This window comes from Pseudomonas sp. SC11, assembly GCF_047039205.1.
Lineage (GTDB): Bacteria > Pseudomonadota > Gammaproteobacteria > Pseudomonadales > Pseudomonadaceae > Aquipseudomonas > Aquipseudomonas boreofloridensis.
This window is the reverse complement of record NZ_CP178183.1, coordinates 4,140,277-4,164,680: the sequence shown is the minus strand read 5'-3', so window position 1 is coordinate 4,164,680 and position 24,404 is coordinate 4,140,277. Positions and strand designations below refer to the sequence as shown.

At 59.3% G+C, this 24,404-nt stretch carries 18 protein-coding genes, 2 tRNA genes and 3 rRNA genes; 17 read left to right on the top strand and 6 right to left on the bottom strand.

Features of this window, described 5'->3' with window-relative positions:
• Positions 1–26 precede the first annotated feature (26 nt).
• Both ACK2SD_RS18580 and rapA read right to left on the bottom strand, forming a co-directional pair.
• On the bottom strand, positions 27–656 hold the full coding sequence (locus ACK2SD_RS18580; RefSeq protein WP_116887715.1) for a hypothetical protein: 630 nt from the start codon (positions 654–656) through the stop codon (positions 27–29).
• Between the two features lie 71 nt (positions 657–727).
• On the bottom strand, positions 728–3,574 hold the full coding sequence (gene rapA / locus ACK2SD_RS18575) for an RNA polymerase-associated protein RapA (protein ID WP_412460540.1): 2,847 nt from the start codon (positions 3,572–3,574) through the stop codon (positions 728–730).
• 118 nt (positions 3,575–3,692) lie between these two features.
• Between rapA and ACK2SD_RS18570 the strand changes: the two genes are divergently transcribed.
• From ACK2SD_RS18570 to ACK2SD_RS18540, 7 genes are all read left to right on the top strand, one after another.
• Positions 3,693–4,391 carry a M949_RS01915 family surface polysaccharide biosynthesis protein gene (locus ACK2SD_RS18570; RefSeq protein ID WP_039576004.1) on the top strand — a complete coding sequence of 233 codons (699 nt, stop codon included), beginning with the start codon at positions 3,693–3,695 and terminating at the stop codon, positions 4,389–4,391.
• Positions 4,392–4,500: 109 nt separating this feature from the next.
• On the top strand, positions 4,501–4,839 hold the full coding sequence (locus ACK2SD_RS18565; protein ID WP_039576006.1) for a hypothetical protein: 339 nt from the start codon (positions 4,501–4,503) through the stop codon (positions 4,837–4,839).
• An 84-nt stretch (positions 4,840–4,923) separates the two neighbouring features.
• The gene (locus ACK2SD_RS18560; RefSeq protein WP_162889493.1) at positions 4,924–5,085 is read left to right on the top strand and encodes a hypothetical protein; all 162 of its coding nucleotides are present in this window, start codon (positions 4,924–4,926) and stop codon (positions 5,083–5,085) included.
• Between the two features lie 133 nt (positions 5,086–5,218).
• On the top strand, positions 5,219–5,329 hold the full coding sequence (gene ccoM / locus ACK2SD_RS18555; RefSeq protein WP_029613199.1) for a cytochrome c oxidase subunit CcoM: 111 nt from the start codon (positions 5,219–5,221) through the stop codon (positions 5,327–5,329).
• Positions 5,330–5,494: 165 nt separating this feature from the next.
• Positions 5,495–7,483, top strand: coding sequence for an FUSC family protein (locus tag ACK2SD_RS18550; RefSeq protein WP_412460539.1), 1,989 nt, complete (start codon positions 5,495–5,497; stop codon positions 7,481–7,483).
• A complete protein-coding gene (locus ACK2SD_RS18545; RefSeq protein ID WP_029613197.1) occupies positions 7,470–7,676 on the top strand; it encodes a DUF1656 domain-containing protein in 207 nt (68 codons plus the stop codon). Before ACK2SD_RS18550 ends, ACK2SD_RS18545 begins: the two co-directional genes overlap by 14 nt.
• An 11-nt stretch (positions 7,677–7,687) precedes the next feature.
• Positions 7,688–8,557, top strand: a complete 870-nt coding sequence (locus ACK2SD_RS18540) for an HlyD family secretion protein (protein WP_295481373.1) — start codon at positions 7,688–7,690, stop codon at positions 8,555–8,557.
• Positions 8,558–8,603: 46 nt separating this feature from the next.
• Here ACK2SD_RS18540 and ACK2SD_RS18535 read toward each other — a convergent pair whose 3' ends face one another.
• Complete coding sequence (locus ACK2SD_RS18535; RefSeq protein WP_412460538.1) at positions 8,604–9,785, bottom strand: ATP-binding protein; 1,182 nt, start codon at positions 9,783–9,785, stop codon at positions 8,604–8,606.
• Between the two features lie 200 nt (positions 9,786–9,985).
• On the opposite strand from ACK2SD_RS18535, the gene ACK2SD_RS18530 reads away from it, so the two are divergent.
• On the top strand, positions 9,986–10,309 hold the full coding sequence (locus tag ACK2SD_RS18530; RefSeq protein WP_412460537.1) for a DUF2025 family protein: 324 nt from the start codon (positions 9,986–9,988) through the stop codon (positions 10,307–10,309).
• 8 nt (positions 10,310–10,317) lie between these two features.
• On the opposite strand, the gene ACK2SD_RS18525 is transcribed toward ACK2SD_RS18530, so the two are convergent.
• Positions 10,318–11,385, bottom strand: a complete 1,068-nt coding sequence (locus ACK2SD_RS18525) for a diguanylate cyclase (protein ID WP_304484065.1) — start codon at positions 11,383–11,385, stop codon at positions 10,318–10,320.
• A gap of 165 nt (positions 11,386–11,550) precedes the next feature.
• Here ACK2SD_RS18525 and ACK2SD_RS18520 point away from each other — a divergent pair, with 165 nt between their 5' ends.
• Positions 11,551–12,573, top strand: coding sequence for an MBL fold metallo-hydrolase (locus tag ACK2SD_RS18520; protein WP_412460536.1), 1,023 nt, complete (start codon positions 11,551–11,553; stop codon positions 12,571–12,573).
• 3 nt (positions 12,574–12,576) lie between these two features.
• Here ACK2SD_RS18520 and ACK2SD_RS18515 read toward each other — a convergent pair whose 3' ends face one another.
• A complete protein-coding gene (locus ACK2SD_RS18515; RefSeq protein ID WP_412460535.1) occupies positions 12,577–13,470 on the bottom strand; it encodes a formate/nitrite transporter family protein in 894 nt (297 codons plus the stop codon).
• Positions 13,471–13,925: 455 nt separating this feature from the next.
• Here ACK2SD_RS18515 and ACK2SD_RS18510 point away from each other — a divergent pair.
• From ACK2SD_RS18510 to ACK2SD_RS18475, 8 genes are all read left to right on the top strand, one after another.
• Positions 13,926–15,462: ribosomal RNA gene (locus ACK2SD_RS18510) — 16S ribosomal RNA — on the top strand.
• A gap of 86 nt (positions 15,463–15,548) precedes the next feature.
• Positions 15,549–15,625 (top strand) — tRNA-Ile (locus tag ACK2SD_RS18505).
• A gap of 37 nt (positions 15,626–15,662) precedes the next feature.
• A tRNA-Ala gene (locus tag ACK2SD_RS18500) sits at positions 15,663–15,738 on the top strand.
• 254 nt (positions 15,739–15,992) lie between these two features.
• A 23S ribosomal RNA gene (locus ACK2SD_RS18495) occupies positions 15,993–18,884 on the top strand.
• Between the two features lie 137 nt (positions 18,885–19,021).
• Positions 19,022–19,137 (top strand): 5S ribosomal RNA (gene rrf / locus ACK2SD_RS18490).
• The 16S, 23S and 5S rRNA genes sit together here with 2 tRNA genes alongside, the layout of an rRNA operon.
• Before the next feature lie 283 nt (positions 19,138–19,420).
• On the top strand, positions 19,421–21,064 hold the full coding sequence (locus tag ACK2SD_RS18485) for an acetolactate synthase large subunit (protein WP_039576017.1): 1,644 nt from the start codon (positions 19,421–19,423) through the stop codon (positions 21,062–21,064).
• Positions 21,065–21,241: 177 nt separating this feature from the next.
• On the top strand, positions 21,242–21,796 hold the full coding sequence (locus tag ACK2SD_RS18480) for a UPF0149 family protein (RefSeq protein WP_029612939.1): 555 nt from the start codon (positions 21,242–21,244) through the stop codon (positions 21,794–21,796).
• Between the two features lie 757 nt (positions 21,797–22,553).
• A complete protein-coding gene (locus tag ACK2SD_RS18475; RefSeq protein ID WP_029612937.1) occupies positions 22,554–23,015 on the top strand; it encodes a hypothetical protein in 462 nt (153 codons plus the stop codon).
• 65 nt (positions 23,016–23,080) lie between these two features.
• Here the strand turns inward: ACK2SD_RS18475 and ACK2SD_RS18470 are convergent, their stop codons facing one another.
• The gene (locus tag ACK2SD_RS18470) at positions 23,081–24,334 is read right to left on the bottom strand and encodes a ribonucleotide-diphosphate reductase subunit beta (protein WP_304484623.1); all 1,254 of its coding nucleotides are present in this window, start codon (positions 24,332–24,334) and stop codon (positions 23,081–23,083) included.
• Between the last annotated feature and the right edge of the window lie 70 nt (positions 24,335–24,404).

Genomic DNA, 24,404 nt, shown 5'->3' with positions numbered 1-24,404 from the left:
AGCAGCAGGCTGGAGACGATCCCAGGCTATCGGTCGATGGTGGAGGAACGGTCGAAATGCAAGGTGACCAACCTGGCCTCATCATCCTTGTCGAACCGCACGCTCACGCCGTACACGTCGTGCAGCAGGCGCGTGGCGTCGAGGTACTCATCCTTGACCACGGAACTGCCACGACCGGCGGAACTGCGCGTCATGCCCACATTGATCAGCACTCGTGCGTAAGGGTCATCGGTATCTGGAACGTAGCGATGAGCCACTTCAGCGTCGTGACCGATAATGTCGTAGCGCGTGACGCTGTCTACCACGTTGAGGTAGTGCCTGGAGGTGAGTACGTAAGCCTTGTTCGAGGAGTAGTCGACCGTGCCGTCGAGGTAGGGGTTGTCGCGGTTGTCGTTGAACGTCACTTCACCCTTGGCGAGGGCGATCAGATACTTCAGGTCTTCGGCTTGGCAGAAAAAGTGTCCTGTTTTTTCGCTGATAGCCGTACGCCCTGCGCTCAGCCACAGAGGCGAATAACGCTTGCCGCCCATTTCCACAGCCAGTTGGTAGTTGCGCAATACCCGTTCTTCCTGGAACAGGCCGTAGTACCCCGCTACCAGGCAGCCAATGGCCAGCAGCGTTGCAATGACCAACAGTTTGGCAAAGGTCCTGAACATCTTCATTCCACGATGGACGGGCGGCGAGGCGTCCCCTCGCCAGCTTGGCCGAGGGGAGCGCGGTACGGATGTCAGCCGGCGACCAGCACGCGAATCGCTTCCAGGCGCAGAGCGGCCTTGTCGAGCATTGCCAGGCCCTGCTCGCGCTGCAGGCGCAGCGCATCGATCTCGCTGTCACGCACGCTCGGGTTGACCGCCTTGAGCGCGGTCAGGCGTGCCAGTTCCTCGTCGGCCTCGGCACTCAGGCGGCGTTGCGCTTCGGCGACGCGCTCATCATGGACCGGCAGTACCTTGGCTTCGCCAGCGGCGATGCGCTTGGCCAGCACCTCGCGCTGGGCCTGGATGAACTTGTTGGCGCTGGCCCTGGGCACGCTTTCGAGCTGGTCGTTGAGTGTTTCGAAGGCCACCCGCGCCGCCAGGTCATTGCCGTTGGCATCGAGCAGACAGCGCAGCGCCGCCGAAGGCAAGTAGCGGCCCAACTGCAGGCTGCGTGGCGCCACCACCTCGCTGACGTACAGCAGTTCGAGCAGCACGGTACCGGGCTTGAGCGCCTTGTTCTTGATCAGCGCTACCGCGGTGTTGCCCATCGAGCCGGACAGCACCAGGTCCATGCCGCCCTGCACCATGGGGTGCTCCCAGGTGAGGAACTGCATGTCCTCGCGCGACAGTGCCTGGCCGCGGTCGTAGGTGATGGTCACCCCTTCGTCGTCGCCCAGTGGGAAGCTGGCATCGAGCATCTTTTCGCTGGGCTTGAGGACCAACGCGTTCTCGGAATGGTCCTCGCTGTCGATGCCGAAAGCGTCGAACAAGGTTTCCATGTAGATGGGCAGGGCGAACTGGTCGTCCTGCTCGAGAATGGCTTCGACCAGTGCCTCGCCTTCGCCGGCGCCACCGGAGTTGAGCTCCAGCAGGCGGTCGCGCCCCGTGTGCAGCTCGGCTTCCAGGCGCTCGCGCTCGGCGCGGGCCTCAGCGACCAAGGCATTCCAGGTGCTGCTGTCACTAGCGGCCAGTAACGCCAACAGGCGCGGGCCGAACTGGTGCTGCAAGGCGTTGCCGGTCGGACAGGTATTGAGGAAGGCGTTCAGGCCTTCCTGGTACCACTGGAACAGGCGTTCCTGAGGACTGTCCTGCAGGTACGGGATGTGCAATTGGATGGTGTGCAGTTGACCGATCCGGTCCAAGCGACCGATACGTTGTTCGAGCAGGTCCGGGTGGGCTGGCAGGTCGAACATCACCAAGTGGTGAGCGAACTGGAAGTTGCGGCCCTCACTGCCGATTTCCGAGCAGATCAACACTTGGGCACCGAATTCCTCGTCGGCGAAATAGGCCGCTGCGCGGTCGCGCTCGAGAATGCTCATGCCTTCGTGGAACACCGTGGCCGGAATACCGGAGCGCACGCGCAGGGCATCTTCCAGGTCCATGGCGGTTTCGGCATGGGCGCAGATCACCAGCACCTTGGTGCGCTTGAGCATTTTCAGGGTGTCGATCAACCAGTCGACTCGCGGATCGAAACGCCACCAGCGCTCGTCCTCACCCCCCTCGCCCTGGGCCTGGAACGCCACTTCCGGGTACAGCTCGGCGCGCTCGCCGGCCGGCAGCTCGCTGTACTGTAGGGGATTGGCCAGCGGGTAGGGGTGCAGTTGACGCTCGGGGAAGCCTTGGATCGCCGCGCGGGTGTTGCGGAACAACACGCGACCGGTGCCGTGACGGTCGAGCAGTTCGCGGATCAGCCGCGCGCTGGCCTGGGTGTCGCCATCGGCCACGGCTGCCAGCAGAGCTTCGCCTTCGGCGCCGAGGAAATTGTGGATGGTGGCATGGGCCTTGGGCGACAGGCGGCCTTCGTCGAGCAGTTCCTGAACCGCCTCGGCCACCGGACGATAATGTTCGCTCTCGGCGCGGAACGCGGCCAAGTCGTGGAAGCGGTTGGGATCGAGCAGGCGCAGACGCGCGAAGTGGCTGTCCTGACCCAGTTGCTCGGGAGTGGCGGTGAGCAGTAATACGCCGGGAATGACTTCGGCCAGTTGCTCGACCAGCGCATACTCGGCGCTGGCCTGCTCCTCATGCCACACCAGGTGGTGGGCTTCGTCGACCACCATCAGGTCCCAGCCCGCCGCGAACAGCGCATCCTGAGCCTTCTCGTCGTCGACCAGCCACTCCAGTGCCACCAGCGCAAGCTGGGCGTCTTCGAACGGGTTGCTGGCATCGCTTTCGATGAAACGCTCGGCATCGAACAGCGCCACCTGCAAGTTGAAGCGTCGGCGCATTTCCACCAGCCACTGGTGCTGCAGGTTCTCCGGCACCAGGATCAGCACGCGGCTGGCTCGGCCGGACAGCAGTTGGCGATGGATCACCAGACCGGCTTCGATGGTCTTGCCCAGGCCGACTTCGTCGGCCAGCAACACACGCGGTGCGATACGGTCGGCCACTTCGCGGGCGATATGCAATTGGTGGGCGATCGGCTGGGCGCGGAAGCCGCCCAGGCCCCAGAGCGGGGAGAGCAACTGCTTGCTGTTGTGCTGCAGGGTGTTGTAACGCAGCGAGAACCACGACAGGGGGTCGATCTGGCCGGCGAACAAGCGGTCGCTGGCCAGACGGAACTGAATGAAGTTCGACAGTTGCGTTTCCGGCAAGGTACGGGCCTGGTTCTGCCCGTCCAGACCGTGATACACCAGCAGGCCATCGACATCATCGACCTCTTGTACGGTGAGCTTCCAGCCGTCGAAATGGGTGATCTGGTCACCCGGCGAGAAGCGCACGCGGGTCAGCGGTGCGTTGCGCAGGGCGTACTGACGGGTATCGCCCGTGGCCGGATAAAGCACGGTCAGCAGGCGGCCATCCTGCGCCAGGATGGTTCCCAGGCCGAGCTCCGCTTCGCTGTCGCTGATCCAGCGTTGCCCCGGTTGATACTGCTGCGCCATACTGCCGAACTCCCGCGATGAAAAAAACGGCCCATCTTAACGGATCGCCCGGGCGGACCAAAGCGTTCAGCCACTTCATCGACGAATCCTGTCTTGCCGACGAGGGCCGTGCGCCAACATGCCTGTCACCCACCGCTGGTTGAATCTTTCCCTGGCCTTGGGCAGCCTGGCCCTGGTCGCTGCCTGCGAGCAGAAGAAGAGTTTCGAAATCCTGGCCCCGTTGCCGGTCGACCAGCTCCAGGCGCTGGACGTGCAGTCGCCGCTCAAGAGCGTTCATTTCCGCGACCGTGAGGGCGAGGGGCTGCTGGTACTGAGTCGGCTCGACGGTCAGGCCGTCGAGCCGGGCAGCGAGCAAGAAGTGGACAAGGTGGTGCTCAAGGCCACGCTGTATGGCCGTGACAACGACCGTGAGGCGTTCAAGCCGCGTTGGCAGATCGATCAGCAGACCACCTGTCCGGGGCTCGACCTGGATGTCGACTTCTACACCGATGTCAGCGATGTCACGGACCTGGACAACAACGGTGTCGCTGAAGTCACCGTGGCCAGCCACGCGTTCTGCGGCGGTGGCATCGACCCGCACGACATCACCATCGAGATGCATCAGGGCCAGGCGGTCTACGGTATCCACGGTCAGTCGCTGATCAGCCCCGCAGGCGAAGAGCCGATCGGCGGCGAGCGCGAAGACAGTGCCTCGCTCAAGGATGCGCCGCCCGTGCTGCGTGAGCACCTGGATGCGGTCTGGCAGCAGGTCTATAAACGTCCCTGGAGCGACGCTAGCGGCCCGGTCGACGATGATTCCGATGACGAAAGCGAGTAAGCGCGGTCTACACTCCACACGCGACCTGTGACAGGCCGCACAAACCTGTGTAGCTGCGCTCAAGGCGATTGCCAGTTGGCCGATAAAGGGGCTACAGGAGAACCGACCCATGCTGCTGCCTATCGTACCGCTCAGTGCTGCCCCCGTGACCTCGCAACACGACCCGGTCAAGCCGACGCCGGACATACCTCCGGTGGTGCCGGCTCAGCCTGCCTCCAGTGATGGCACCATCGACCTGCGGCATCAGCGCGATCCCGAGGAGCAGGCCTACCTGCTGCGCGAAGAACAGCGCCGTCAGCAGCAGCGTCGTGAGCAGCGCCGCCAGGACGACCAGACCGATCTCTACAGCGCCATGCCAGGCGATGAACTCAACGCCGACAATACCGTGCCGGTCGCGCCGCTGGGTGAGCGCCCCCGGCAGGGTCTGCTGGTGGATATCGAGATCTGACGACACCTGCGTGCAGTGTCTGTCTTGAAACCCGCTGCTTCCAGCCCCCATCATGGACACATCCGCTGTCATCCGAGCCTGCCCATGAGCCAAGACAACCTCATCGACTTCGGCGCCGAGCGCGCCAAACGCATTCACGACATCAAGGACAAGCGCCTGGACGACATGCGCCAGGCCTTCGAGCAGGCCATGCCCCTGGCTCCGGCCAAAAAGAAGAAAAGCAAAGGCAAGCCCAAGAAGCGCTGAAAACTGATGCAGGTCAACCCTGCACCCCCTCCTGTGCCCGGTCCCGGGCAGCATTGACCCCGATCAATTTTCCCTGCCGTCGCTTTGGTTACCTTGGCCACATCGGACAACGGCAACGGGCAGGGAGGCCGACATGTTTTTCGACAACGTGGTGATCGCCGGTGTGGTGACGGTCGGATTGATGGTGGTGTTCTTTGCCGGTCTAGGGATTTTCATCTGGAAGGATGCGAACAAGCGCAAGTAGCGCTGATCCTTCCCGATCTACGAGCACGCAAGGCATTTAGGGCGACTTCGGTCGCCCATTTTTTTGTCCAATGCTTAGATGCTTAGCTAGCTAATTGTTTGGTTACACTTTATTCTTGCCGCTGTTGTCTATCGTTCACTCAACAGTCTGTGCAAGGTCCGCTTCGTGCCCATCACCTTTCAGGCCCTGTTCGCGCCCACCGGCCTGGCGCTGAAGTTTGCCGTCAAGACCCTCCTGGGAGGAGGGCTGGCGCTGTGGCTGGCGCTGCGCTGGGGGCTCGAGCAACCCGCGTGGGCATTGATGACGGCATTCATCGTCGCCCAGCCGCTGTCGGGCATGGTGGTGCAGAAGGGTCTGGCGCGACTGGCTGGCACGCTGGTCGGTACCTTCATGTCAGTGGTGTTCATAGGGCTGTTCGCTCAGACGCCATGGCTATTCCTGTTGGCCTTGGCCCTGTGGCTGGCGTTGTGCACCGCCGCCTCGACCCAACTGCGCAGCGCCTGGGCGTATGCCTTTGTGCTGGCCGGATACACCGTGGCGATCATTGCCCTCCCAGCGATCGATCATCCCCTTCAGGTGTTCGACCAGGCCGTGGCGCGCTGCACCGAGATCTGCCTGGGCATCGTCTGCGCCACACTCAGCAGTGCGCTGGTCTGGCCGCTGCGTGTCGAACAGCAGTTGGGCGACCAGGCACGGCAGGCGTGGCGCAGTGGATTGCAGACCGCCAGCGCCATGTTGGGCGGCGAGGATGAAGCACGCAAAGGCTTGCTGGACATCCTCGGTCGGGTGGTGGCCATCGATGCGCAGCGCGAGCATGCATGGTTCGAAGGCGCACGAGGACGGCAGCGCGCCAAGGCGATCCGTGGCTTGAGCCAGAAACTGATGGTGTTGCTTCGGCTCTCGCGTTCGGTCCGCCGTCAGTGGCGCCAGCTCGATTCGCCGCAGGCTGCACGATTGGCGCCCTGGCTAGAGGAGGTGCGCAGGCAGCTGGCGAGTCCGGAGCTGGCCAGTCTGCTGCTGTTGCGCCAGCGCATTTGGGATGCGGCCCAGGACGAGGCGATCAGCTCGGCGGAACACTTCTGCCTGGCGCGCCTGGCCCTGCTGCTGGACTTCGCCATGGCTGCCACCCAAGCCTTGCTGGATATGGAACAAGGGCGCACGCCCAAGGATGTCTCCCAGGGACTCGCCGTTCACCGTGACCTGACCCTGGCGCTGCTTTTTGGCTCACGCAGTGCGCTGGCCTTTCTGGTGATGAGCAGCTTCTGGCTGGCAACGGCCTGGCCTTCGGCGCCGGGTGGTCTGGTGCTGACCTGTGTGGTCTGCAGCTTGTTCGCCAGTCGTGAGAACGGTGCCCAGATTGGCCTGAGTTTCCTGCGCGGCATTCTGCTGGCGATTCCCACGGCATTTTTCGTCGGGCAGATCCTGTTGCCGCAATGGAGCAGTTTTGCCCTGCTGGCCCTGGCCATGGGCTTGCCGCTGTTCTTCGCTGCGCTGGGTATGGCACATCCGCGCACCGGACCCACGGCCACCGCGTTCTGCCTGCATTTCATCGTGCTGGTCGGGCCTGCCAACGTCATGCACTACGACGTGGCGACGTTGCTCAACAGTGCCCTGGCCATGCTGGTCGGTGTGTCGGCGGCGGTGCTGGCCTTTCGTCTGGTGGTGCTGCGTCATCCGAAGTGGTTGGGGCGGCGGTTGCGTTCTGCTACCCAGAGCGATCTGGTGCGCTTGACCCACCGTGACCTGCGCGGCGCCGACAGTTGGTTCGGCGGACGCATGGCCGATCGTCTGATGCAACTGGCGCGTCATGCCAGTGAGCTGCCGGAGGTCGAGCGCAAGCGCTGGGACGATGGTCTGCTGGGGCTGGATATCGGCGATGAGCTGGTGCACCTGCGCATGTGCCTGGCGGTGGCCCAGGCACCCTTGGCCGGCGCCGAGCGCCAGTATCTGCAGCAGTTGGAGGCGGTGTTGGCCAGCGGTCCGGCACCGGGTCGCGGGCAGCGCCTGGATGCGCCTAGCGAAGTCTTCATCGAAGCCTTGCGTGGCCAACCGTCGAGTGATCCCTTGCGCCTGGCTATCGGGGCAGTGGCGCAATTGCAGAAGAGCTGGCACCAGTGGTGCCGCTGGCAGGAGGAGATTCATGGGCTTGCGTGAATGGGCGTTGGGTGGCGTGCTGCTCAGTCCGTTTCTGATCTACGTGTTGCTGGCGCTGGCGCTTACCGGCGCACTACGCCTGCTGGTTCAGGTCACCTCGCTCGGGCGTTGGATCTGGCATGAAGCATTGTTCGATGCGGCACTGTTCGTCTGCGTGCTGTCGTTGCTGGTACATCTGTTAGGACCTTTGTAAGGAGTCAATCCATGCGTGCAGCGGTACGTACCTTGGTCACCCTGTGCGTGGTGGCCATCGCGGTGTTCGCCGGTTATCGGCTCTGGCAGTACTACATGCTCACACCCTGGACCCGCGATGCGCGGGTCAGAGCCGACGTCGTGGTGATTGCCCCGGATGTATCCGGTTGGGTGCGCGAGTTGAAGGTAAGGGACAACCAGCCGGTCGAGGCCGGTGAGCTGCTGATGTCCATCGACCGCGAACGTTTCCAGGCCGCGTTCGACCAGGCCAGCGCGGTCACCGACACCCGTGCCCAGCAATTGCGCCTGCGCGAGCGTGAGGCAGCGCGGCGCGTGGCGCTGGGGCCAGAAGCGATCAGCGCCGAGCTGCGCGAGAATGCCCAGATCAATGCCGCCATCGCCCGCGGCGAGTTGCACGAAGCTCAGGCACAACTGCAGGTGGCGAGAATCAATCTGGCCCGCAGCGAAGTCCGCGCACCGCGCAGCGGCCATATCACCAATTTGCGCCTGGCCCAAGGCAACTACGTCAATGCCGGTCAATCGGTGATGGCCTTGGTCGACGACTCGACGTTCTACATACAGGCGTATTTCGAAGAAACCAAACTGCCGCGGATCAAGGTCGGTGATCCGGTGAAGGTCTGGCTGATGGGAGCAGGGGAGGCCATGCGCGGCCATGTGCAGAGCATCAGTCGAGGCATCACGGACCGCAACTCGACGCCTGACGGCCAACTGCTGCCGGAGGTGGAACCTACGTTCAACTGGGTGAGATTGGCCCAGCGTATCCCGGTACGCATCGTTCTGGACGAGTTGCCGGCAGGTGTAACCCTCAGCGCTGGCATGACCGCAAGCGTGCAGGTGCATGAGGACGAGATCCAGCGCTGAACCGCCTAGGCAGCGTGCCGGCGTCTGTGCTTGAGGAGGCGTTGGCTTACGTGGGTGCCAGTGGCAGGCGGAAGCTGAATAGCGTGCCGTGCTCGGCACTGGACGACACTTCCATGGAACCCCCGTGGGCCAGGGCGATCTGGTTGGCGATGTACAGGCCTAGACCGAGTCCTTGCTGAGGGGCCGTACTGACCTGACGGGTGAAGGGCTGGAACAGTTGTCCCATGGCCTGCGGCGCGATGGGCTCTCCGGTATTGCGCACGCTCAGCACGAAGGCATCGGGCTGAAGGTTGGCGCAGACCCACACCGGCCCGTCGGGGTCGCCATGCTCCAAGGCATTGGCGATCAGGTTGGAGAGTAGCTGGGTCACCCGTTCGCGGTCGCAGCGCAGTCCTTCGATCGGTCCGATATCCAGCAGGATCCGGCGCTGCGGGTGCACTCGCTGCAGTTCAGACGCTACATGACTCAGGGCTTGAGCAAGGTCTGGGCAAGATTGCAGATTCAAGGGTATGCCAGCGCCGAGACGTCCGCGGGCGAAGTCCAGCACATCGCGCACCAAGTGCGCGGCCCGTCGGCCGCAGGTCAGAATGTGCCGGGCGATGGCCCGGCTTTTCTCATCGCTCAGGCGCTGGGCAAGCAGTTCGGCGCCTGCGGTGATGGCGAACAGCGGATTGCGCAGGTCATGCCCGAGCACGGCAATGAACTGCTCGCGCACCTCGGCCATGGCGCGCTCCTCACGCAAGGCAAGTTCGGTGCGCTGGACGCTTTCCTCGCTTTCGATCTGTATCGACAACAGGCGCGCGAAAGACGCCATCATCGGTTCTATGGCCGTGCCCTTCAGGCGGGCCGGCTTGGGGTCGAGTGCACAGATGGTGCCGAAGAAGCTGCCATCGGCCCGAATGACCGGTACCGAGATGTAGCTTTCAAAACGGTATTTGCGCCGGGTCGGATGGTTGCAGTAAACGGAGTCTTCGCTGGCCTTGTCGATGACGATGGTCTGCCGGGTGTTATGGATTTCATGGCAGAGGGTGCTGGCGACGTCCAACTCACCCCCGACCTTGAGGCCGAAGCCCAGGTTGTCGAGCACGGCGCAGGCCGTCCAGCTGTCGTCCGTTACCCGTGCCACAGCCGCGAATCGCAGCCCACTGGTCTCGCAGATCACCTGAAGAATCGCGGGCACAGCATTGATCCGCGCAATAGTGGCAAGGTCGGAAGTCACGTCGGTCATAGTGCTTTGCTGATGTCCTCTGGAGTGGTCTTGCAAGCTGGCGATCATCAGTCTAGCGCGCCTTTGGGGGCGCGATGTAAAACCTTGGCACGGGTAGCGCGGGTTGCGGTAGGCTGCGCAGGAAACCACCTGCGCGTTGCCCGTCAGAGGCAACCGTCTGCCTGCGTGCGTTCCTTCCAATTTCTTTGCGAGGTAACGTCATGGCCATCACTTCACAAGATATTTGCAGCGCTGCTGATCAACTCAAGGGTTTTGTCGGTTTTCACCGCAAGCGAGGGGCGTATATCGTGCGTTTCAGCGAAGATGCCTTTGGGATGGACGTCGCCGACGACAGTATTGTCCCGTGCGCCGAATTCGTCTGGCAACCGGCATCGGGTCAGCGCATGGCACTGTGTCGAGAGCGTCTGGCGCTGCTGTTGGCGCAGCATGTGGACGATCGATTGAACATCGGCGAGCCATTGCGTCTTTACCTGCGTCGCACCGATCTACCGGAAATTGTCGCCGAGCGCAGCCTGGCGCAGTAAGGGGCGCGTCAGGCCAGCCTAAGCGGCACCACCTCGCGGTGGGCGAAGTTCACCTGATTGCGGCCTTGGTGCTTGGCTGCATAAAGCGCCTTGTCGGCATCCTCCAGCCACTGCTCCGGCGTTTTCAAGCTTTCGTGATAGACCGAGAGGCCGATGCTCAGACTGATACGCAGTTCCGGTAGCTGCGGGTTGCGATAGGCACTGACTTGCTGGCGCAGACGCTCCATGGCCAGGCCAGCCTGATGCTGGTCGGTATCGGGCAGGATCAGACAGAATTCGTCGCCGCCGTAGCGTCCAGCCAGGTCGTCGGCGCGCAGCAGGTGACGAATCTCCAGGCTCAGCTGGCGCAGCACGCAGTCGCCTACCACATGACCGAATGTGTCGTTGATGGCCTTGAAATGATCGATGTCGATCAGTGCGATGACCGCAGGCGTCCGTTGCTGCTGGCACATCTGGAACCTGAGCAGCAGCAGGTCCTTCCATGACCCATGGTTGAGCAGTCCAGTAAGACTGTCGGTGCGGCTCAGTGCGCTGAGCCGTCCCTTGTGCTCGGCCAGCTTGATCGCCAGGCGGTAGCAGACCCAACCCAGCGCGACCGGGTACAAGGTCAACATCGGCAGGCAGGCGTAGACCTGCAGCGAGGTCGCCTGCAGTTGCAGGCCCGGGCCGAACAGTGCCAAGGCGAGCAGCATGCCGACTACTTGCGCAAGTACACCTCGCAGCAGTAGCCGCTTGCCTCCGGCCGACACGTTGTTCATGGTCATCATCGATAGAATGGTTACGGTGGGCAGCGGATTGAAGTGAAAGGCTGCCGCCCAGAAGCCTCCACCCAGCGAGTCGAGCAGCAGGTTGCGCTGCTCGGCGCGATACGGTGCTGGCGAGTGTATGGCCCACTGATACGCCAGGTGTGGCCACACCAGGCCGTTGAACAGCATCAGCAGCCATACCCAAGGCGCTGGATGCAGCGGTGCCATCGCCGCCATGACACTGAACAGGCCAATACCCATGCCGATGATGCGTGGCACGTAGATGCGCCTGACGAAGGAGAGTCCTTTGCCACTTCTGTTGTCTATCATGTCTGTCGTTCTTTTATACAGGCGGCGTTTATCGCATAAGTTGCATGAAGATTGTCGGACAATGATTCATTCATGAAAAATGACCTTACAAGCCAATTCACGGTTATGCGGATCACCGTGAGTTAGGATGACTCCCTTGTGTTTCTTTTTAGAGGGTCTGTTTCCATGAGCGCGATCGATCCTCCGCCAGGTCCGCCGGCACGCTTCAGCGAGGGGCGTTTCCATAATGGTGCCGTGTTGCCCAAGGACGGCGTGGGCAAGAAGTTGCGCATCGGCTTGAAGTATCTGCTGCGACGCAAGCCGGCGCACACGCGTCCGGCGGTCATGCCCGACCTGCTACCGATGACTCGCCAACAGGTGCTGGATGCCCCCGACCGCAGCCTGTGGCGGCTTGGTCACTCCACCGTATTGCTCAAGCTGCGCGGACGCTACTTCATCACCGATCCGGTCTTCGCTGAGCGTGCTTCACCGGTGCAATGGGCGGGGCCGCTGCGCTTTCATCCCGCGCCGCTGCCACTGGAGCAAGTGCCGCCGCTGGCAGCCGTGATTCTTTCCCATGACCATTTCGATCACTTGGACGAGTCTGCTGTGCGCCGGCTGGCGCCGCGCACCGGACGGTTTCTGGCGCCGTTGGGTGTCGGTCAGCGCCTCATCCACTGGGGCGTGCCGCACAGCAAGGTGTGTGAGCTTGGCTGGTGGCAAGAAGCTGAGGTAGACGGCGTGCGTTTCATCGCTACGCCTGCTCAGCATTTTTCAGGTCGCGGTCTGTTCGACAGCAACAGCACCCTGTGGGCTTCGTGGGTCATGATCGATGGCGAGCGCCGTGTGTTCTTCAGTGGAGACACAGGTTATTTCGAAGGCTTTCGCGCTATCGGCGAGCGCTATGGTCCATTCGACCTGACGTTGATGGAGACCGGCGCCTATAACGTGGCGTGGCCGAATGTGCATATGCAGCCTGAACAGAGCCTGCAGGCTCATCTGGATGTGCGTGGACGCTGGATGCTGCCGATCCACAATGGCACCTTCGACCTCGCCATGCACAGTTGGCAGGAGCCTTTCGAGCGTATCGTCGCGCTGGCAGCCGCTGCCGGGGTCGACCTGAGTACACCGCAGATGGGCGAGCGGATCTGCCTCGACAGCCCGCACCGCGGGCGCGCGTGGTGGCAACGGACTACGCCTGCCCGTTAAACGTCAGTCGTGGTTACGTTGCTTGGCCTCTTCCTGTTCTTCGTCCTTCAGCAACTTCGAGGGGGCCTTACCACTGTCGCTACGCACCTGCGCGTGGCTGATCAGAGCAAAGATGAAACTGCCACCGATGATGTTGCCGGCCAGTGTCGGCAGTGCGAAGTCCAGCCAGAACGTGCGCCAGCTTTCTTCGCCGGCCCATACCAAGTAGGACACTTCCACGGAGCCGACGACGATGTGGGTGAAGTCCCCCAGGGCCATCAGATAGGTGATCATCAGGATGATCCAGATCTTGGCGTGTTCCATCGAGGGAATCATCCACACCATGGTGGCGATCATCCAGCCTGAGACGATGCCCTTGGCGAACATCTGACCCAGGTCGTTGTGCATGACCTTGCGCCCGACTTCCAGGAAGGCCATGTCGGTCTTGGTGTCGAAGATCGGCAGCTCGAGCATCACCCAGGCTACCAGCAAGGTGCCAGCCAGGTTGCCGAGCAGCACCATCGACCACAGGCGCAACAAACGGCCGAAGTTGCCCAGGGTAGGGGCGGTCATTACCGGCAGCACTGCGGTGAGTGTGTTTTCAGTGAACAGTTGCTGGCGTGCCAGGATCACGGCCAGAAAGCCCGCGCTGTAACCGAGACTGGCAATCACCTGGCTGCTTTCACTGTCCGGCAAGCGTGAATAAAGTAAGCCCATCGCCATTAGCGACAAGCCCATGGTCAAGCCCGCTGCCAAGGCCGACCACCAGAGCGCCGCCAAGGTACGCTCCAATTCATGATCGCCCTGGAAGCGGATGATTTCGTGCAATACCGCAGGCCTGGGGGGCTGGTTGTGGCTGACCTCCTGTTCTTCGTCTGCCGACAATCCTGGGGTCTTCTCGTTTTCCGCCTCGCTCATGATGCGCCTGCTCCAAGGATGTTTCTCTACAGATCGACTGCGCCGCAATTAGTTGCTGGAAGCCTGATGGAGGCCGATAAAACTTTTTTGGATCAAGGTGTTGACTCTGATTTCAAAGCGCGTATTATTCGCCTCCTCGCAGCGATGCACGCAGCGAGACAGGCGGTTAGTTGTTGAGGTTGAAAGCTTTCGAATGAAAGCGTTTCAAAAAAACTTCAAAATAAACGCTTGACACGAAGTAAGGCTGCTGTAGAATGCGCGGCCTCGGTTGAGACGAAACGCTCTTAGCCAAACGCTCTTTAACAAATCGAATCAAGCAATTCGTGTGGGTGCTTGTGAGTACGGACTGATCGTCGCATAGATTATCAGCATCACAAGTGGCCATGCGAGAAATCACATAGTCATTTGAGATTGCTGAGCCAAGTTTAGGGTTTCTTAAAAACCCAAGCAGTATTGAACTGAAGAGTTTGATCATGGCTCAGATTGAACGCTGGCGGCAGGCCTAACACATGCAAGTCGAGCGGATGAGAGGAGCTTGCTTCTCGATTCAGCGGCGGACGGGTGAGTAATGCCTAGGAATCTGCCTGGTAGTGGGGGACAACGTTTCGAAAGGAACGCTAATACCGCATACGTCCTACGGGAGAAAGCAGGGGACCTTCGGGCCTTGCGCTATCAGATGAGCCTAGGTCGGATTAGCTAGTTGGTGAGGTAATGGCTCACCAAGGCGACGATCCGTAACTGGTCTGAGAGGATGATCAGTCACACTGGAACTGAGACACGGTCCAGACTCCTACGGGAGGCAGCAGTGGGGAATATTGGACAATGGGCGAAAGCCTGATCCAGCCATGCCGCGTGTGTGAAGAAGGTCTTCGGATTGTAAAGCACTTTAAGTTGGGAGGAAGGGTTGTAGATTAATACTCTGCAATTTTGACGTTACCGACAGAATAAGCACCGGCTAACTCTGTGCCAGCAGCCGCGGTAATACAGAGGGTGCAAGCGTTAATCGGAATTACTGGGCGTAAAGCGCGCGTAGGTGGTTTGTTAAGTTGGATGTGAAAGCCCCGGGCTCAACCTGGGAACTGCATCCAAAACTGGCAAGCTAGAGTACGGTAGAGGGTGGTGGAATTTCCTGTGTAGCGGTGAAATGCGTAGATATAGGAAGGAACACCAGTGGCGAAGGCGACCACCTGGACTGATACTGACACTGAGGTGCGAAAGCGTGGGGAGCAAACAGGATTAGATACCCTGGTAGTCCACGCCGTAAACGATGTCAACTAGCCGTTGGAATCCTTGAGATTTTAGTGGCGCAGCTAACGCATTAAGTTGACCGCCTGGGGAGTACGGCCGCAAGGTTAAAACTCAAATGAATTGACGGGGGCCCGCACAAGCGGTGGAGCATGTGGTTTAATTCGAAGCAACGCGAAGAACCTTACCAGGCCTTGACATGCAGAGAACTTTCCAGAGATGGATTGGTGCCTTCGGGAACTCTGACACAGGTGCTGCATGGCTGTCGTCAGCTCGTGTCGTGAGATGTTGGGTTAAGTCCCGTAACGAGCGCAACCCTTGTCCTTAGTTACCAGCACGTTATGGTGGGCACTCTAAGGAGACTGCCGGTGACAAACCGGAGGAAGGTGGGGATGACGTCAAGTCATCATGGCCCTTACGGCCTGGGCTACACACGTGCTACAATGGTCGGTACAGAGGGTTGCCAAGCCGCGAGGTGGAGCTAATCTCACAAAACCGATCGTAGTCCGGATCGCAGTCTGCAACTCGACTGCGTGAAGTCGGAATCGCTAGTAATCGCGAATCAGAATGTCGCGGTGAATACGTTCCCGGGCCTTGTACACACCGCCCGTCACACCATGGGAGTGGGTTGCACCAGAAGTAGCTAGTCTAACCTTCGGGGGGACGGTTACCACGGTGTGATTCATGACTGGGGTGAAGTCGTAACAAGGTAGCCGTAGGGGAACCTGCGGCTGGATCACCTCCTTAATCGAAGACATCAGCCTGCTGATGAGCTCCCACACGAATTGCTTGATTCATTGTGAAAAGACGATGCTGTAACGCGACCCTGTTATAGGTCTGTAGCTCAGTTGGTTAGAGCGCACCCCTGATAAGGGTGAGGTCGGCAGTTCAAATCTGCCCAGACCTACCAATTACTTGGTGCGGCCTACGAGATGTAGCAGATACACGGGGCCATAGCTCAGCTGGGAGAGCGCCTGCCTTGCACGCAGGAGGTCAGCGGTTCGATCCCGCTTGGCTCCACCACCTTTGTACAGCACTGTTAGAACTCAGAAATGAGCATTCGCGCGTCGCGTTGACGCCGCGTTGGAATGTTGATTTCTGGCTTTTGCCAGATCGTTCTTTAAAAATTCGGATATGTGATAGATACAGACTGATGACCAGTTTCACTGCTGGAAATCAGGCTGAGGTAAAATTTGTGAGTTCTGCTCGAAAGAGCGACGTGCGAATTTTCGGCGAATGTCGTCTTCACAGTATAACCAGATTGCTTGGGGTTATATGGTCAAGTGAAGAAGCGCATACGGTGGATGCCTTGGCAGTCAGAGGCGATGAAAGACGTGGTAGCCTGCGATAAGCTTTGGGGAGTCGGCAAACAGACTGTGATCCAGAGATCTCTGAATGGGGGAACCCACCTAGGATAACCTAGGTATCTTGTACTGAATCCATAGGTGCAAGAGGCGAACCAGGGGAACTGAAACATCTAAGTACCCTGAGGAATAGAAATCAACCGAGATTCCCTTAGTAGTGGCGAGCGAACGGGGACCAGCCCTTAAGTTGATTTGAGATTAGTGGAACGCTCTGGAAAGTGCGGCCATAGTGGGTGATAGCCCCGTACACGAAAATCTCTTTTCAATGAAATCGAGTAGGACGGAGCACGAGAAACTTTGTCTGAACATGGGGGGACCATCCTCCAAGGCTAAATACTACTGACTGACCGATAGTGAACCAGTACCGTGAGGGAAAGGCGAAAAGAACCCCGGAGAGGGGAGTGAAATAGAACCTGAAACCGTATGCGTACAAGCAGTGGGAGCCTACTTTGTTAGGTGACTGCGTACCTTTTGTATAATGGGTCAGCGACTTATATTCAGTGGCGAGCTTAACCGAATAGGGGAGGCGTAGCGAAAGCGAGTCTTAATAGGGCGCTTAGTCGCTGGGTATAGACCCGAAACCGGGCGATCTATCCATGGGCAGGTTGAAGGTTAGGTAACACTGACTGGAGGACCGAACCGACTACCGTTGAAAAGTTAGCGGATGACCTGTGGATCGGAGTGAAAGGCTAATCAAGCTCGGAGATAGCTGGTTCTCCTCGAAAGCTATTTAGGTAGCGCCTCATGTATCACTGCTGGGGGTAGAGCACTGTTTCGGCTAGGGGGTCATCCCGACTTACCAAACCGATGCAAACTCCGAATACCAGCAAGTGCCGAGCATGGGAGACACACGGCGGGTGCTAACGTCCGTCGTGAAAAGGGAAACAACCCAGACCGTCAGCTAAGGTCCCAAAGTCATGGTTAAGTGGGAAACGATGTGGGAAGGCTTAGACAGCTAGGAGGTTGGCTTAGAAGCAGCCATCCTTTAAAGAAAGCGTAATAGCTCACTAGTCGAGTCGGCCTGCGCGGAAGATGTAACGGGGCTCAAACCATGCACCGAAGCTACGGGTATCACCTTTGGTGATGCGGTAGAGGAGCGTTCTGTAAGCCTGTGAAGGTGAGTTGAGAAGCTTGCTGGAGGTATCAGAAGTGCGAATGCTGACATGAGTAACGACAATGCGAGTGAAAAACTCGCACGCCGAAAGACCAAGGTTTCCTGCGCAACGTTAATCGACGCAGGGTTAGTCGGTCCCTAAGGCGAGGCTGAAAAGCGTAGTCGATGGAAAACAGGTTAATATTCCTGTACTTGCAGTTATTGCGATGGAGGGACGGAGAAGGCTAGGCCAGCCTGGCGTTGGTTGTCCAGGTTTAAGGTGGTAGGCTGAAATCTTAGGCAAATCCGGGATTTCAAGGCCGAGAGCTGATGACGAGTTGCCTTTAGGCGACGAAGTGGTTGATGCCATGCTTCCAAGAAAAGCTCCTAAGCTTCAGATAACTGGGAACCGTACCCCAAACCGACACAGGTGGTTAGGTAGAGAATACCAAGGCGCTTGAGAGAACTCGGGTGAAGGAACTAGGCAAAATGGCACCGTAACTTCGGGAGAAGGTGCGCCGGCGAGGGTGAAGGACTTGCTCCGTAAGCCCATGCCGGTCGAAGATACCAGGCCGCTGCGACTGTTTATTAAAAACACAGCACTCTGCAAACACGAAAGTGGACGTATAGGGTGTGACGCCTGCCCGGTGCCGGAAGGTTAATTGATGGGGTTAGCGCAAGCGAAGCTCTTGATCGAAGCCCCGGTAAACGGCGGCCGTAACTATAACGGTCCTAAGGTAGCGAAATTCCTTGTCGGGTAAGTTCCGACCTGCACGAATGGCGTAACGATGGCGGCGCTGTCTCCACCCGAGACTCAGTGAAATTGAAATCGCTGTGAAGATGCAGTGTATCCGCGGCTAGACGGAAAGACCCCGTGAACCTTTACTATAGCTTTGCACTGGACTTTGAGCTTGCTTGTGTAGGATAGGTGGGAGGCTTTGAAGTGGGGACGCCAGTTCTCATGGAGCCATCCTTGAAATACCACCCTGGCAACCTTGAGGTTCTAACTCAGGTCCGTGATCCGGATCGAGGACAGTGTATGGTGGGTAGTTTGACTGGGGCGGTCTCCTCCCAAAGAGTAACGGAGGAGTACGAAGGTGCGCTCAGACCGGTCGGAAATCGGTCGTAGAGTATAAAGGCAAAAGCGCGCTTGACTGCGAGACAGACACGTCGAGCAGGTACGAAAGTAGGTCTTAGTGATCCGGTGGTTCTGTATGGAAGGGCCATCGCTCAACGGATAAAAGGTACTCCGGGGATAACAGGCTGATACCGCCCAAGAGTTCATATCGACGGCGGTGTTTGGCACCTCGATGTCGGCTCATCACATCCTGGGGCTGAAGCCGGTCCCAAGGGTATGGCTGTTCGCCATTTAAAGTGGTACGCGAGCTGGGTTTAGAACGTCGTGAGACAGTTCGGTCCCTATCTGCCGTGGACGTTTGAGATTTGAGAGGGGCTGCTCCTAGTACGAGAGGACCGGAGTGGACGAACCTCTGGTGTTCCGGTTGTCACGCCAGTGGCATTGCCGGGTAGCTATGTTCGGAAGAGATAACCGCTGAAAGCATCTAAGCGGGAAACTTGCCTCAAGATGAGATCTCACTGGGATCTAGAATCCCCTGAAGGGCCGTCGAAGACTACGACGTTGATAGGTGGGGTGTGTAAGCGCTGTGAGGCGTTGAGCTAACCCATACTAATTGCCCGTGAGGCTTGACCATATAACACCCAAGCAATTTGAGCGTGAGCGCCGAATTGTGGTGGTGAAGACGAGAGAACCGAAAGTTCGCGACGAACCACAGAATCACATATCCGAATAGGCTGGGGTGTCCGCAGGGACGCACTGGCAACCGAATTTCTTGACGACCATAGAGCATTGGAACCACCTGATCCCATCCCGAACTCAGCAGTGAAACGATGCATCGCCGATGGTAGTGTGGGGTTTCCCCATGTGAGAGTAGGTCATCGTCAAGATTCATTTCGCAAAACCCCTATCTGCGCGAGCAGGTAGGGGTTTTGTCTTTGGTGCGCTAAAAAAGCGCCACCATCAGTTAGCTGTCTCTTTGCCCTCCGGCCGCCACGCAAGTGGCCTCATTGGTGCGACAATGTTGCTGTCACAATACGTGACTTCCCCGTACCTACCCTGCGTCAAGACTTAGGTTCGGGACAATCCTGGCACCTGGACCGAGCGATGCCAGCATAGCGCGCTGCGCATTTCTGGACTTTCACCGTCCTATTACTTGAGGTTAGAAGCAAGATGGCCAAGGCCGCCGATGTCGTTGTGCAATGCCTGGAAAACGAAGGTGTCGAGTATGTGTTCGGCATCCCCGGCGAGGAGAACCTCGACCTGCTCGAATCCCTGCGCAAGTCGAAGATCAAGCTGGTACTGACCCGCCACGAACAATCCGCAGGCTTCATGGCTGCAACCTATGGACGCCTGACCGGCAAGACCGGCGTCAGCCTGTCGACCCTGGGTCCCGGCGCGACCAACTTGGTCACCGCCAGCGCCTACGCCTATCTGGGCGGCATGCCGATGATGATGATTACTGGCCAGAAGCCGATCAAGAAGTCCAAGCAGGGTCGATTCCAGATCATCGACGTGTGCGGCATGATGGACCCCATCACCAAGTACACCCACCAGTTCGCTTCGGCCGACAACATTCCGGCCCGTATGCGCGAAGCCTTCCGCCTGGCCGAAGAAGAGAAACCCGGCGCGGTGCACCTGGAGTTGCCTGAAGACATCGCCGCCGAGCAGACCGATGCCTTGCCGATCCCGCGCAGCCTTCACCGCCGTCCGCTGGCCGAGCACGTGGCCATCGACGCCGCCGTGCAGAAACTGCAGAACGCACGCAATCCGATCCTGGTGATCGGCGCCGGTGCCAACCGCAAGATGACTGCCAAGGTGCTCAAGCAGCTCATCGACAAGACCGGCATCCCGTTCATCACTACGCAGATGGGCAAAGGTGTGGTCGACGAGCGTCACCCGCGTTTCCTGGGCAACGCTGCGCTGTCGTCTGGTGATTTCGTGCACCGCGCTGTCGAAGCGGCCGACCTGATCATCAACATCGGCCACGACGTGATCGAGAAGCCGCCGTTCTTCATGGTCCGCGGCGGTACCGAAGTCATCCACATCAGCTTCCGTTCGGCGGAAGTGGATGCGGTATACTTCCCGCAGGTCGAAGTGATTGGCGATATCGCCAACGCCGTGTGGCAGATCAGCGAAGCGTTGGGCGACACCTCGCATTGGGACTTCACCCGCCTGATGGCCATCCGTGAAGCCAACGAAGCGCAGATCGTCGAAGGCGCCGACGACGACCGCTTCCCGGTCTACCCGCAGCGTCTGGTGGCCGACATCCGTCGCGTGCTGCCGTCCGAAGGCATCGTCGCCCTCGACAACGGCATCTACAAGATCTGGTTCGCCCGCAACTACAAAGCGCACAAACCCAACACCGTACTGCTGGACAACGCCTTGGCGACGATGGGCGCTGGCTTGCCGTCGGCCATGGCATCGCACCTGGTGTACCCGGACCGCCCGGTGATCTCGGTGTGCGGCGATGGCGGCTTCATGATGAACAGTCAGGAGCTGGAAACAGCTGTGCGTCTGGGCATGCACATCACCGTGGTGATCCTGCGCGACGACGGCTACGGCATGATCCGCTGGAAGCAGGCCAACATGGGCTTCACCGATTTCGGCCTGGACTATGGTAACCCCGACTTCGTCAAATATGCCGAAGCCTACGGCGCCAATGGTCACCGCGTGGAAAGCGCCGAGGGGCTGCTGCCGCTGCTGGAGCACTGCATCAAGACGCCAGGCGTGCACGTCATCGATTGCCCGGTCGATTACAGCGAGAACGACCGGATCTTGAATAGCGAGCTGCGTGAGCGCGCACTAGCTGTTTGACTCAGCGACGCCCCCGCCTGTACTACCTCTGGCTAGTGCAGGCGGCTTCTTCCAACTGACCATCGACCTCGAATGTCGGCTGGCTTGGCCACCACTAGCCAGCATGCCCCTTCCAGCAAAATCCTTCCTTCGCCGTGCCTGTGCTAGGGTGCATCTTCCCTTATCCAGGACTGTCCCATGCTGCCCACTCTGAGTGAAAAAGAACTCAATCGTCTTGAAGATCTGTTGATCAGCTACGGTAATGAATACTCAGTGATCAACCTTGCTGAACTCAACGGCTTCTTTACCGCCTTGGCCAGTTCGCCAGTCAAGGTCACGCCTGAACATTGGCTTCCGGCCGTCGCAGGCGGCAAGGTGCCAAAATTCAAGAAGCCCGCCCATGAAGAAGCCTATACCGCGCTGATGTTGCGCTACGCCAGTCAGGTCGCCGAGGAGTTGGCCGATGACCTTGATCGATTCCAACCGCTGTTGGAAGAGAGCGAGACCGAGGAGGGCACGGTCATCGTGCTGGAGGAATGGTGCTTCGGTTACATGCGTGGCACTCAAGTCACTCAATGGCCGACCCTGCCCCGCGAACAGGACGCCTTGCTAAAGGCGATTTCCCTGCACGGTCTTGAAGACAACGTCGAACTGCTCGATACAATGAGCGCCGCGGATCGTCAAGCCTGCGTGCCGCAGTTGCTTGAGGCCATCCGAGCGCTTTATCGTTACCATCATCGGCCCATGCATTGAATAAAGCAGCGTAGGCCAATGTAACCATTTCTTCAGGCCAAACGAGCAATTGTTTCCCGCAGACATGCTCGCGTCAGTTAATTGTGCGCAGGATCAGCCTAACGGTATGGCGTGCTGACGGTATTCGAAGAGTCACTCTGGCCCAATCCTGTATCACAGCGGGAGAGCACATCTGGCTCGGCCGAGGTGCGGAGCCTCATTGATCGTCTAGTGACTTACCTGCGCAGCCACCGGCATCTGATCGAACATTGAGGGTTATCTGAACCAGTGAGCCTATTTGGCTACCTGTGAAAGGTGGGGTCATCACCTCGCTCATCCACACCATCCTGGAGGTACTCTGCGCAACCTGGCCATTAGCCAGATCACCACCGCACCATTGACCTTGCAAGAGGACGCAGGTGTCTGGACTTGTACAACAGCTGGCAAGATGTCGGGCTGCTTGAGAGCATCAGTGCCCAAAGGCTGTTTCGGGTGCAACTGGCCGACTGGCGTCGTCCGCGCTCGCTGCATGATCGCCGCGCGCTGGGGCGCCACCTACCGTTTGTCCGCTGCTGGAGAAGCTGAGCGCCTGCGGTTACCACGGCAACTACGTTCTGGAGATCTTTTCCGAGGGTGTCGTCGACTCGCTGTGGACGAACAAAGTCACATTGGTGCAGGCCGTCGAAGCAAGCGCCAGCGTCTTCGCCGCATTGCGCGCTGGCCTACAGGATGCGTAGGCTATAGCCCCGGTAATGTTGAACTACAGCGAACCTCCACGATGATTCTGCGTACTCTCCGAAATAGACTTGGTCTGCTGGCCATGCCGCTGCTCGCCGCCTGCAGCGGCCACCAGACAGAGCGTCACGTGGTATACGAGAACACCGTTTACCACTGGCGAATCGAACATGTGGTCCAGCACAACTTTCCTGCGAGCACCCATCAGTATTATCAAGTATTCCTCAACGACCGGCCGCTGGTGCTACCGGCCAAGGCATTCAACGACGAGCGCAATATCGAGGTATTTCTGGCAGCAGGCGGCTTTGATATCGCCCACTGGCGCAACAAGTCGATCGTCGTGACGTTCGAGAATACTCAAGCTCGTGGCGGGGAAACGATTCGCCTCATTCGTTCGGTGATGATTACGCCCGATTTGAATGAGCGCGATATCATTCTGACTGATCTGCTGACGCAGCAGGAAGTGGTAGTGGAGCGGGTCGAGGCAGATGCCCCACAGCCTTGAGGATGTACTAGGCCCTTCGATACCAATCAAAGGTACAAAAAAGCCACCTTTCGGTGGCTTCTTCATCAATCCCAGCTCAACGCCCCGCCGGTCTGATACTCGATCACGCGCGTCTCGAAGAAGTTCTTCTCCTTCTTCAAGTCCATGATTTCGCTCATCCATGGGAACGGGTTGGTGGTGCCTGGGTACTCTTCTTTGAGACCAATCTGAGTCAGACGACGGTTGGCAATGAACTTGAGGTAGTCCTCCATCATTGCCGCGTTCATGCCCAGTACGCCGCGTGGCATGGTGTCGCGGGCATATTCGATCTCCAACTGAGTCCCTTGCAGGATCATCTGGGTCGCTTCTTCCTTCATCGCCGCATCCCACAGGTGCGGGTTCTCGATCTTGATCTGGTTGATCACGTCGATACCGAAGTTCAGGTGCATCGACTCGTCGCGCAGGATGTACTGGAACTGCTCGGCGACGCCAGTCATCTTGTTGCGGCGACCCATGGACAGGATCTGGGTGAAGCCGCAGTAGAAGAAGATGCCTTCCAGGACGCAGTAGTAGGCGATCAGGTTGCGCAGCAGTTCCTTGTCGGTTTCGACGGTGCCGGTGTTGAATTCCGGATCGGAAATGGCGCGGGTGTACTTAAGGCCCCAGGCGGCTTTCTTCGCCACGGACGGGATCTCGTGGTACATGTTGAAGATCTCGCCTTCATCCATGCCCAGCGACTCGATGCAGTACTGGTAGGCATGGGTGTGGATCGCCTCTTCGAAGGCCTGGCGCAGGATGTACTGGCGGCATTCGGGGTTGGTGATCAGGCGGTAGACGGCCAGGGCCAGGTTGTTGGCGACCAGCGAGTCGGCGGTGGAGAAGAAGCCGAGGTTGCGCATGACGATGCGGCGCTCGTCTTCGGTCAGGCCGTCCATACTCTTCCACAGTGCGATGTCGGCGGTCATGTTGACCTCTTGCGGCATCCAGTGGTTGGCGCAGCCATCGAGGTACTTCTGCCAGGCCCAGTCGTACTTGAAAGGCACGAGTTGGTTGAGATCGGCGCGGCAGTTGATCATGCGCTTTTCGTCAACGGCGACGCGCGCCGACGAGCCTTCCAGCTCAGCCAAACCCTCGGCGATGTCGAGGGCGTCGAGGGCGGCCTTGGCGCGCTTCACGGCTTCGGAATCGGCAGCTGTGGCGGCACGGGCTTCCAGGGCGGCGGCACCACCGGCGCTGTCCAGCTTGTCCAGGGTCGCGGCGGCGTGGGCCTGTGCGGGGGGGTTGCCTTTGGCGGCGACTTCGCCGTCATCTTCTTTGTCGAATTCGTCCCAGCTCAGCATGCTAAGTGCTCCTGCTTGAGGGCCATCTCTGGAGTATGGCCGGTGGATCTTGGTTGCGCTGCTTTGGTCC